General features: G+C 62.9%; 10 protein-coding genes and 1 pseudogene. 4 read left to right on the top strand and 7 right to left on the bottom strand.

What is annotated here, in order from left to right; genetic code table 11:
• A partial coding sequence (locus EN984_RS08625; protein ID WP_164765409.1) for an iron chelate uptake ABC transporter family permease subunit occupies positions 1–176 on the top strand: 176 nt, incomplete at its 5' end.
• Positions 177–212: 36 nt separating this feature from the next.
• Here the strand turns inward: EN984_RS08625 and EN984_RS08620 are convergent.
• The 4 genes from EN984_RS08620 to EN984_RS08605 form a co-directional block, all read right to left on the bottom strand.
• The gene (locus EN984_RS08620) at positions 213–1,010 is read right to left on the bottom strand and encodes an amino acid racemase (RefSeq protein ID WP_127268228.1); all 798 of its coding nucleotides are present in this window, start codon (positions 1,008–1,010) and stop codon (positions 213–215) included.
• Positions 1,007–2,368 (bottom strand): cation:dicarboxylase symporter family transporter, encoded by a 1,362-nt coding sequence (locus EN984_RS08615; RefSeq protein ID WP_127268227.1) that lies wholly within the window; start codon positions 2,366–2,368, stop codon positions 1,007–1,009. The genes EN984_RS08620 and EN984_RS08615 overlap by 4 nt, the downstream gene beginning before the upstream one ends.
• Before the next feature lies 1 nt (position 2,369).
• Entirely contained in the window at positions 2,370–3,209 is an 840-nt protein-coding gene (locus tag EN984_RS08610) for a transporter substrate-binding domain-containing protein (protein WP_164748642.1), read from the bottom strand.
• Between the two features lie 186 nt (positions 3,210–3,395).
• A complete protein-coding gene (locus EN984_RS08605; protein WP_127268226.1) occupies positions 3,396–4,088 on the bottom strand; it encodes an SDR family NAD(P)-dependent oxidoreductase in 693 nt (230 codons plus the stop codon).
• A 371-nt stretch (positions 4,089–4,459) separates the two neighbouring features.
• Between EN984_RS08605 and EN984_RS08600 the strand changes: the two genes are divergently transcribed.
• The 3 genes from EN984_RS08600 to EN984_RS08590 all read left to right on the top strand — a co-directional run bounded on the left by EN984_RS08600 (position 4,460) and on the right by EN984_RS08590 (position 8,737).
• A complete protein-coding gene (locus tag EN984_RS08600) occupies positions 4,460–5,575 on the top strand; it encodes an anhydro-N-acetylmuramic acid kinase (protein WP_127268225.1) in 1,116 nt (371 codons plus the stop codon).
• A 356-nt stretch (positions 5,576–5,931) separates the two neighbouring features.
• Positions 5,932–6,936 carry a phosphate ABC transporter substrate-binding protein PstS gene (gene pstS, locus EN984_RS08595; protein WP_127379225.1) on the top strand — a complete coding sequence of 335 codons (1,005 nt, stop codon included), beginning with the start codon at positions 5,932–5,934 and terminating at the stop codon, positions 6,934–6,936.
• A gap of 76 nt (positions 6,937–7,012) precedes the next feature.
• Positions 7,013–8,737: a Na/Pi symporter gene (locus EN984_RS08590; RefSeq protein ID WP_127272615.1), complete on the top strand. Its 1,725-nt coding sequence runs from the start codon at positions 7,013–7,015 to the stop codon at positions 8,735–8,737.
• Between the two features lie 81 nt (positions 8,738–8,818).
• Here EN984_RS08590 and EN984_RS08585 read toward each other — a convergent pair.
• From EN984_RS08585 to EN984_RS08575, 3 genes and pseudogenes are all read right to left on the bottom strand, one after another.
• Positions 8,819–9,236 (bottom strand): annotated as a pseudogene (locus EN984_RS08585) (GNAT family N-acetyltransferase).
• Complete coding sequence (locus EN984_RS08580; protein WP_127271088.1) at positions 9,220–10,623, bottom strand: sigma-54 dependent transcriptional regulator; 1,404 nt, start codon at positions 10,621–10,623, stop codon at positions 9,220–9,222. Before EN984_RS08580 ends, EN984_RS08585 begins: the two are co-directional and overlap by 17 nt.
• A partial coding sequence (locus EN984_RS08575) for an ATP-binding protein (protein WP_245480044.1) occupies positions 10,620–10,832 on the bottom strand: 213 nt, incomplete at its 5' end. The genes EN984_RS08575 and EN984_RS08580, both read right to left, overlap by 4 nt.

Here is a 10,832-nt window from a genome sequence, read left to right as displayed (position 1 = left end):
CCCGCGTCCATCTCGCCGGAGCGATGCTTCTGGGCGTCCTGCTGATGATCGTCTCGGACTGGCTGTCGCGCATGGCGGCCTTTCCCTACGAACTGCCCGCCGGCCTGTTCGCTTCGCTGCTTGGCGGGCCGTATCTCGTCTACCTGCTTGCCAAGGGCGTGCCGCGCCAGGGCTGACGGGTTCCGAAATGCTATGAGGTTCTATCCATAGGGCTAGGCCAGTGCGGCCAAGCTGGCGCGCATCGATCGGTCATGTTCCGGCAGCCGTGATACGGTCGGCAGGCCGCGGGCTTCCTGGGCACCGAAGCCCAACCGTGTCAGACAGGCGCGCGCCAAGGCCGCATTGCTGTCGATGACGACCAATCCATTGACACCGTTGAGGCTGGCGGCCACCACCGACAGTTCGGTGCAGCCGAGCAGGGCTGCATCGGCGCCGGCCGCTTGCGCGATGTCGAGCGCGCGCTCGGTTTCAACCGCCGCATCCGCGATCGAACCTGCCTTGACGAGGCTGATCGCGCTGTCGACGCAGGCCTGAAACTCGGTGTTCGCGGGAAGGCAGAGCTCAAATCCCGCCGCCGACATCCTGTCCTGATAGAAGCCGGAGACCAGCGTGCCTTGGGTGGCGAGAACAGCAACCCGGCCCTGATCCAGGCTGCGACGCGTCTCCGTCACCACAGCATCTCCGATATGGATGATTTCCGCGCGCGAATTCGCCGCCAGTTGGCTGTACCAATGGTGGGCGGTGTTGCACGGCATCGCGATGCGGGCGACGCCGAGCGCATTGAGCGTCGCGACCGCGGCTTTCAAAGGCGCCAGCGGCCCATCATGGCCGGCAAGGATCGCTTCGGTCCTGTCGGGCAGCTGTGGGACACTGAGGATCACGGCAGGCACATGTTCGTTGTCTCTGAGCGCCTGGGTCATCCGGGTCAGCTTGAAGTAGAAATCAGCCGAAGCAAGCGGCCCAAGACCGCCGATAATGCCGAGCTGGGGACGGATGCTGTCGTCGATCATCTGACAGGCTCGGCTTCGAGCTGGTCCGAGGCGGCGTCAGGCTGCGTCGTCTCCCTGTGGCTGGGAGCGATCATTGCCGTGCTCGCCGCGACGGTGCAGACGCTGGCCAGCGTCATGAACGTGTCGACGGCTGCATCCACCGCGACGAACAGGACGAACGCCGCCTCGAAGGGAAGCTTCAGGTAGCCGCAGACGATGGACATCTGGGACAGGATGAGCAGGCTGCCCATACCGCCGGTGGTGAGCGCGAGAAGCGCTGAGATGATGCCGACGAGCACGAGGTCCGAGACTGCAAGCTGGTGGCCGTAAAGCTGGGCAATGAACAGCGCACCCGAGGTGTAGAGCAGCGCCGGGCCAGTGCGCAGCAATGCCGCCTGCAGCGGCACGAGCAGTTCGACCACCACCAGGCTGAACCGCAGGCGCTCGCTCAAAAGGTTGATGACCCATGGCAGCGAAGCGACCGTAGAGCGTGTGGTGATGGCCACCATGAGAAGCGGCTGGCAGGTCTTGATCGTGGTCCAGTAGCTTCGTCGCGACCGGATGGCGATAATGGCAAAGGCCCCGGCAACGAATATGAGGCAGGAAAGACCCATAACCAGCAGGTAACCGCCCATCAGCGTGAGCGGCTTGGTTCCGGTCGACGCGGTCTGGTCCGCGATCAGGATGAAAGTTGCAAAGGGCAACCCCCAGATGAACCAGTTGGTGAGCACCGTGCAGGCCCGGTAGACCGCGTTGAGCGCCTGGGTCAGGCTCATGGACGAAGGCTGGGGAATCTTCCCCATCGCGAGCCCGAAAAGCAGGCAGAACAGCAAAACCTGGATGGTCTGGCCCGAGGCCAGCGCGTTGAAGACGTTGTTCGGCACCAGGTCGAGCAGGATCGAGTGCCCGCCATTGGGGTCGCCATTGGAGGGCGGCGGCTGGAACGGGAAGGCGAGATCGGTGGACACGCTGCCTTGCGAATTGATGAACTCGCCAAGCTCGATGCGCGACTGCGGATTCTCGATCTGGCCCGGCTGCAGGATCAGCGACAGGGTGCCGCTCACCAGCACGCTCAGGAACGACACGACCAGCACGGCCATACCCACCTTGCCGAGGTAGCGGACCGATTTGGGATCCTGGACCATTGCCGTGATGGAGAAGATGACCGACGAGACCAAATAGGGCAGGACGACCATCTTGAGGAAATTCAGGTAGAGCTGTGCGACAGGGCTGATCGCATGGGCAAAGTCTGGATAATAGAGGCCGCACAATATCCCTGCAGCAATCATCACAATCGTCGTCACGGGCGAGCGCAGGATACGCCTTGCCGCGAGGCGCCAGTCGAAAGGCAGGGGTCCGGCTACCTCGGAGATGGCCATGTCAGGCTTTGCTCCCCAGGCGATAGCGGGCGATGATCTCATCCGTGTTGAGAATCTGCTGACCCCGCGCGAGATCGAGATAGAGATCGACAAAGGCCGCGAGGTGCGGATTGTCGGGCCGCACGCCGACTGCGATCGTATCGACCTTGTCGGTCAGCGTGATCGAGCGCGCGACAACCGTCATCGACGGATCGTCGACCATCAGCTTCTTGATCTCGAAATCATCGCGATAGGCCATGTCGATCGTCCCGTTTCGGATCGCATCGATGATCAGATCCCAGCTTGCCAGGCGGTGGATTTGCGCATGCGGGAAGGTCGTGGCCGCATAGGTGGCGAATGAAGAGCCCTCGATCACGCCAAGATCGCCTGAGAAATCACGGACGATCTGTTCGGCCGGTTTGCCTTGCGCGATACGCGCCAGGTTGAGGCGGTTGGCGATCAGCCCTTGCCGCAGCATGGCGTAGGGGCGGGAATAGATGATCGACCGGCCGCGCTGAAGCGTCCGGCTGAGCTTGCCAATCGCCATGTCGGCCTGTCCGGAACTGACCTGACTGACGATATCGTCGAACGTTGCGGCGGATCGGTCGAATACCGGCTCGACGCCAAGCGCCGCGGCGATGCCGTGGGCCAACTCCATGTCTATGCCATCGTCCCCCGATCCGTCGGCCGGAAAGAACGGATTGGAAGCGAAGGCCGGCATTGCGATGCGCAATGCATCGCCGCTCGCGATAGGTTGAGGGGCGTTCTCCGCCTGCTGTCCCGGAGTGCTGGCTGCGCGGGCTTGCGAGATCAGCAACCCGCCGCTCCCGGCCGCAAGCAGTGTACGACGTGTAACCGACATGCGCGTTCTCAATTAACCCGGGAAAGCTGCAACATGCACAACCCGCGTTAAACAAACGTGTATATTACACTGAGCCTTTTTATGTATCGGACAAGCAGCTTAGCGCCACAAAATATCAGCATTGCCTAATATATTAGGAAAAGCGGAAGGATCGCGTTGCTTCCCGCCGGGCGATCGTCTGGATTGTCAAAACGTCTCGACCCAAGGCCGTAACTCAAGCTCCGAGCTCCAGGCGCTGCGATGCTGGCGATGGACCGCGAGATAGGCCTCGGCGATAGCGTCCGGCGACAGGCGGCGGTCCTGTAGGTCGGGATCGGCTGCCTGTCCGGGCGGCGCGATCTGGCCGTCGATAATGAAATGGGCGACGTGGATGTTCTGCGGGGCGAGTTCGCGGGCCATGGACTGCGCCAGGCCGCGCAGGCCGAATTTCGGCATGGCAAAGCCGGCCGAGCCGGGAAAGCCCTTCACACTGGCAGTGGCGCCGGTGAACAGGATCGAACCGGATCCCCGGACAAGCAGCCGGCGCGCCGCCTGCTGGCCGACCAGGAAGCCGCCATAGGCGCCGACCAGCAATGCCTGTTTGACCGCTTCCGCATCGAGCTCGGCGATCGGGCCGCGTGTGCGTGCGCTGGCGTTGAACACCACGAGCGCCAGCGTGCCGGCCTTGTCGGCGGTGTCGAACAGCCTGGCGACGGACGCAGCGTCGGCGACATCCGTCTCAACGGCCAGAGCACCGGTTTCGCCGATCAGAGCGCTGAGCTTCTCGACGTTACGGGCGGCCAGAACCACGCGAAAGCCTTCCCGGGTGAGAAGGCGCGCAAGCGAGGCGCTCAGACCAGCGCCCGCGCCTGCAATAACGGCCACATTGGATGAGGTCATGATTTTCTCTCCCTTGCGGATTTCGGCGGAAGCGTTCGCCAGACCAGACAAGGTCGCGCCTTCGGGGCTGACAGGCAAGAGGTGGCATCTCGTTGGCTGTTGAACCAGACGGGCTGCAGAAACGACGTTGCGCGGTCCAATATCGCCTGTGGAGCTACGAAAGCCGCTCGGCCTTCAGCACCGAGACCGCCACTTCGAAAGGGACAAGGCTTGGACCTTGCCCGCCGCCCGGATTCATTAGACCAACATTTTGGCGGTAGAATCGTCAGGTTTCGTAAAGCTGTCGGCGATCTCATCAATGGGACTGGAGCGTGGTCCCGAAAAGTGGGAAACGGTTTTCGGAAAAGATTATGCTCAACAAGGAAACGATTATGGAACCAATCTGGGCCGTCGGCCTGATGACCGGCACGGTGCTGGACGGCAACATCGACGTCGCGCTGATCAAGACCGACGGCGAACGTATCGAGGATTTCGGCACCTATCGGCTGATGCCCTATCCTCCGTCGATCCGCTCCCTGCTGGAAGAGACGCTGACGGAGGCGCGGGCGTGGAACTTTGACGGGCCGGAGCCGGCGATCTTCCGCACCGCGGAGGAAGCCCTGACGCGTGCCCAGTCAGCAGCCGTCAAGGAATTGGTCGAAGGCTATGGCATGACGATGGCCGATATCGGCGTCGTCGGTTTTCACGGCCAGACCGTTCTGCATCGCGCGCCGCAGGTTGGACGGCTGGGCCAGACAAGGCAACTCGGCGATGGTGAGCTGATGCATGCCATATTGGGTACCAAGGTCGCTTACGATTTCCGCTCGGCCGACATGCGCGCCGGGGGGCAAGGCGCGCCGCTGGCCGCGGTCTATCACACCGCGTTGATGCGCGGCGCCGGCGCCAATGGCGAGGTGGCCGTACTCAATCTCGGCGGCGTCGCCAACATCACCTGGTGGGATGGCGCCGACAATGTCGTTGCCTTCGACACCGGCCCCGCCAACGCGCCGCTGAACGATTTCATCAAGTCGAAGGGGCTCGGCGAGATGGACCGCGACGGCGCGCTCGGCGGTGCGGGCAAGGTGGACGAGGCGCGGCTGGCCAAGCTGCTGCAGCACCCCTATCTCACCAAGCCCTATCCCAAATCGCTGGACCGTTTCGACTTCGGCGCCGCCATGGCGGACGGGCTGGATGCGGAGGATGGCGCGGCACTGCTGACCGCCTTCACCGCTGGAGCCGTCGGCAAGGCACTCGACCTCTTACCAAGCCGTCCTAAAAAACTGGTGGTCAGCGGCGGCGGCCGCCACAACCCGACCATGATGGCGATGCTGACCAGCCGTGCCGGCGTCGAAGTGGTGCAGGCCGAGAGCCTCGGCTGGAGCGGCGATGCGGTCGAGGCGGAGTGTTTTGCCTTCCTCGCGGTGCGCGTGCTGCGCGGCCTGCCAATCAGTTTTCCGAGCACGACCGGCGCACCGCGGCCGATGCGGGGCGGAAAACTCGCCAGTTAGAGCCTCTTCCATCCCGGAACGGGATGGGATGACCTTTCCCGCCCGGCCGACTTTCAGGCGATGCGGCTTTTTGCTCAGGTTTTGCAGTCGAAAGGTCTTCGGAATAGTCGAAAAGCTTTTCCGCCGGGACCCACTGTCATCCAACCGTTAAGAAGAATTAATACAAGACAACAGCGATCTTGTTTTCAGCTGACGCCTCATTTCGCAGGCGTATGGCCATTGATGCGCGCCTGCATAGCGGCGGCAGTATAGTTGGGATTCAATTTATGTTGTCAGCAGGTTTAGCTTTATTGCGCGGTGCACGGCCGACGATTTCGGGGGCGGCAGCTGCGCTCGCCCTTGCAATCATCGGGGCCATGATCGGATCCGCTGCGCGGGCTGAGCCCATTCGCGGTGCGGGGTCGACACTGGCCGCGCCGATCATCGGCAAGTGGGCAACGACATACAAGGCTGCACGCGCCGACGGCGGCGACTTCTTCACGCTGGACTGGACCGTCGATTATGAACCGGTCGGATCCCTTGCCGGCCTGATGCGGCTTGCGCAGCCCGAACTGGATTTCGCCGCCACGGATGTTCCCGTGCCGGCTGATGATCTCGCCAGGAACGGCCAGCAGCAATTTCCGATCGTCATGGGCGGGATCGCGGTGGTCGCCAATCTCGATGGCCTGCCGGAGCAAGGTCTGCGCCTCTCCGGCCCGGTGATCGCCGACATCTATCTGGGCAAGATAAAGTCCTGGTCCGATCCTGCGATAAGGGTGCTCAATCCCGACATAGCCCTTCCCGATCTCGCCATCGGCGTCATCCACCGGCAGGACGGTTCGGGCTCAACCTATGTCTTCACCGAGTTTCTGTCATCGACAAGCGAAGACTGGAAGACGAAGCTTGGAGCCGACACTCTGATCGACTGGCCGCTCGGGACAGGCGCGGAAGGTACGCAAGCGCTTCTTCGTGCCGTGGCTGCGAGCAAGGGGGCGATTGCCTACGCCGAATACGGCCAGGTTCTTCGCGCCGGCCTTCCCTTCGCAGCGGTCCAGAACAAATCCGGCAAGTTCGTCAAACCGGACCCGCAGGGCGTGCAAGCAGCGGCCACCTCCGTCGCCTGGGGGGAAACGACCGACTTCTTCGCCTCCCTCACCAATCGCAGCGGAGATGGTGCGTACCCGATCAGCACGGCGGTGTTCGCCGTTGTCCAGGTCTCGGGGCGTTCGGAACATCGCTATCGCCGCGTGCATGATCTTTTCCGGCTCGCCTTCGCGCAAGGTGCCGGCGACGCCACCGCACTCGGCTATGTGCCGCTGCCGAAAGCGCTCATTGGCCAGATCGAACAGTATTGGGCAAGGCAATTGCCGGTCGGAAACTGACCCGAACGAAGCTGCCTTGCGCAGCAACTGAACTTCATACCGCGTCGTCGTGGCGACTTGTTGGGGACTGCCTGAAATGGACATAGATATCTTCAAGGACATCCTCGTGCCGGTGATCGGCGGCTTGGGCATCTTCATGCTCGGTCTGGATTTCATGGCAAACGGCATCCAGGCGCTGTCGGTCAACCGGATGCGCGACTTTCTCGCCAAGGCAGCCGGTACGCCGGTCAAAGGCGTGCTGGCGGGAACGCTGATCACCGGCGTCATCCAGTCGTCGACGGCGATGAGCGTCATGGTCGTCGGGCTGGTCAATGCCGGTGTCATCGCCCTGCGGCCGGCGATCAGCGTGATCATGGGCGCCAACATCGGCACCACGCTCGGCAACGGGCTCATCGCCCTGCCGCTCGGTCCGCTCGGATTGATCCTGGCCGGCGTGTTCTCGCTGGTCTACTGCTTCGCCAAAAGCGAAAAGGTGAAGAACATAGCGCTCGCCTGCATGGGTTTCGCTCTGATCTTCTACGGCCTCAACCTGATGACCGGCGGCCTGCGTCCGCTTCGCAACCTGCCGGAAGTCATGGCGCTGCTGCAGACGCTGACGGCCGACTCCTACCTCAACCTTTTCAAATGCGTGTTCATCGCCGCCGGCGTGACCGCGATGATCCACTCGTCCTCGGCGACGATCGGCATCGTCATGGGCCTTGGCGCGGCGGGCATTCTCGACTGGACAACCGCCGTCGCCTTCTCGCTCGGTGCCGATCTCGGCACCACGATCACGTCGTGGATGGCTTCGCTCAACCTTTCGAAGAACGCCAAGCGGACCGCCTATGCGCACATCTCGTTCAATATCATCGGGGTGTGCATCACCATCCCTCTGTTCTTCGTCTCCATCCAGGTGCTGGAATGGGCCATGCAGTTCTTCGGCGGCGATCCGGCCGTTCCGGTGATTGTCGACGGCAAGGAGACCTTCCCCCTGGTGCCGGTCGCGGTCGGCCTCTACTCGACCTTCTTCAACGTCTTCAACACAGTGCTGCTGTTCCCGTTCATCGGCGTGTTCGAGCGGGTGCTATCGCGTGTCGGCCACACGGATGCCGACGACGCGGAGGATTTCTCGACGCCGAAATTCCTCGACCGCAAACTGGCCAGCGATTTTGCCAAGGCCATTCCCGCCGTGCAGCAAGAGACGGCCCGCCATCTGGAGGCCGGCGCCATGTTCCTCGACATCGCACGCTCTTCCAAGAAGGCGCCGTCGGATCCGGGCGAGCACTATCTGGCGACCGACATCCTCAGCCGCGATATCCGCGCCTACACCGCCGCGCTGATGAAGGAGGATCTGCCTTACGAACAGCTCGATCTGATCGCCAGCCTGATCGAGGAAGCCGACTTCACGGCCGCCCTGACGGAATCGATGCATCAGGTGGCGCGCCGCGTCAGGCGCGAGAAGTTCAGCAACCCGGCGCAAGCCATCGTCGACGTCGCGCTGAACAAGCTCGACACGTCGCTGCGCGAAATCTTGCCTACTTACGGAATTTCCAGCCCGCAGATGCCGGCCGGCCATGTAAATCTGCCTGGGGTCGAGGAACTGCGTGCCCGCACGCTGGCGCTCGGACCGAATGCCGGTGCCGCCGAACGCGGCACGATCCTGGCCCTGCTCGGGTCGATCGAGCGTGCGGAAATCCTGATCCATCGCATCGATGCCGAGCGCAGATCCGTAAACCGCCAAAGCGTGCTCGCCCGTGCGTCGGCACGCAAGGAAACCAGAGCAAGCCCGATGGGAGACCCAGGCCTGGTTCCGGCCGAGTAACGGTCCGCCGGACCATAACCACCTTCGTTCGGATTGCGGGTCAGGCAGGAAGACAGTCCATCCCGGTTCCGCCGGGATGGATCAGACCAACGCCAGCCTCTTCTGTAGAAAGATGCGGCTGCGGCCGATAGGGAAATCGGCGAGCGTTCCAAAGGTGACGCTGATAGACTTTGGCGGCATTCGGATTGAAGGTGTCGATCCAGGCATTCCGGCAACCGCGTGCCATGGCTTCCTGTTCGGCCGCATCCAGCATCTTGCCGGCCATATGCTGGCCGCGCAGCCGCTCATCGACCCAGAGCCATTGCACGTAGAGCCAGCCCCAGGCGGTGTAACCGGAAATGCCGGCGACGACCGCGCAATCCTCGTCGCGCACAAACACCACAAGCGCCTTCCTTTCGGATGCGCCGACATCGCCGTCGTTGAACGCCGCCAGCCTTTCGGCGAGAAAGGTAAGGTCTTCCGGCAAGGGATTTGCCGTCGTTTCAAGCGTCGTGTTCATCGCTTTTCCGAGATGGTTGCGTGTCGGCGTCGCCGCCATTGCGAAACTCTGATGCGGCAATGCCGTAGCGCTTGAGTTTGTCATAAAAGGTCTTGCGCGGTACGCCGAGCGCATCGATGGCGCCGCGCACCTCGCCACTATGGTCGCGCAGCGCGTCGCGGATGAGCTGTGCTTCGTATTGGCCGACCCGTTCGGGCAATGCTGCCGTAGGCTCCGGCGAATGCGCGGAGACCGCCCTCGTCCCATCTTCCGGACCGAGGCCGAGCGCAACACGGTCGGCAAAATGGGCAAGCTCGCGCACATTGCCTGGCCAGTCATGCGACTGGAGATGATCGCTGACCGCAGCGTTCATCTTCGCGACAGGCCGGCCGAACCGTTCTGCCGCCTTGCCCAGGAAATGCCCAAACAGCATCGGGATATCGCCGCGACGCTCGCGCAGCGGCGGGATGCGCAGCGTCACCACGTTAAGGCGAAAATACAGATCCTCGCGAAAATCACCGCGTTGGTCCGACCGCCCCAGATCGACCTTGGTCGCGGCGACGACCCTGAGATCGATGCGCCTGATGTCGTTCGAGCCAAGTGGAGTGAGGCTGCGTGTTTCGAGCACGCGCAGCAGCTTGACCTGGAGCGCCGGCGGCATGGATTCGATCTCGTCGAGAAACAGCGTGCCGCCGCTGGAATGCTCGATGCTGCCGATCCGCCGCCGCTGCGCGCCGGTGAACGCGCCCGCCTCATGGCCAAACAACTCGCTCTCGATGACCGTCTCCGGCAGCGCACCGCAATTCAGTGCCACGAAGGGTTTTGCGCGCCGTCGCCCCCATCTGTGCAGGAGGTCCGCCACCACTTCCTTGCCGGTTCCCGTTTCTCCCTCGACCAGCACATCGACGTTCATGTCGGCAATCTGGCGCAAGGTCTCGCGCAGTCGCTTGATGGCAGGAGCCTCGCCGATCAGCGGCAGGCCGTCAGTGGCGAGGGCCGCGGCTTCGCGCAGCCGCCGGTTCTCCATCACCAGCCGTCGCTTCTCACTCGCCCGTTTCAGCGCCTCGACAAGGCGCTCGCCGGCATAGGGTTTCGAGATGAAATCGTAGACACCGTCCTTGAGCGCGGCCACTGCGAGATCGACGTCGCCATGGCCGGTGACCAGGATCACGGGTATGTCCGGGTCGATCGCCTTGATGCGATCGAACAGCTGCAGCCCGTTCATGCCCGGCATGCGGATGTCGCTGACCACCACGCCTTCAAAGGTCCTGTCGACAACGGCAAGCGCTGCCTCGGCGGCGTCGCGCGCGACCACAGCGAAGCCGGCAAGCTCGAGCAATTGCGTTGTGGCGTGCAGCAGGTCCGCATCGTCGTCGACGAGCGCCACCAGCCCTGATCCCTCAATCATTCAATTCGCCTCAAATCGATGGTGAAGGATGCGCCGATGCCATTGCCGGGATCGAGCCGCAGCGTGCCGCCCAATTCCTGGGCGATCTCCTGCGAGATCACCAGCCCGAGGCCAAGCCCCTTCTCCTTGGTGGTCTGGAACGGCATGAACAGATTGCCGGCTGCTTCCGGGCCGAGACCTGGGCCGTTGTCGCGCACCGAAATCAGCAC

The sequence above is a fragment of the Mesorhizobium sp. M7A.F.Ca.CA.004.12.1.1 genome, assembly GCF_003997835.1.
Taxonomy (GTDB): Bacteria; Pseudomonadota; Alphaproteobacteria; order Rhizobiales; family Rhizobiaceae; genus Mesorhizobium.
The sequence above is the reverse complement of the archived record's forward strand: the minus strand, read 5'-3'. Positions and strand labels throughout refer to the sequence as shown.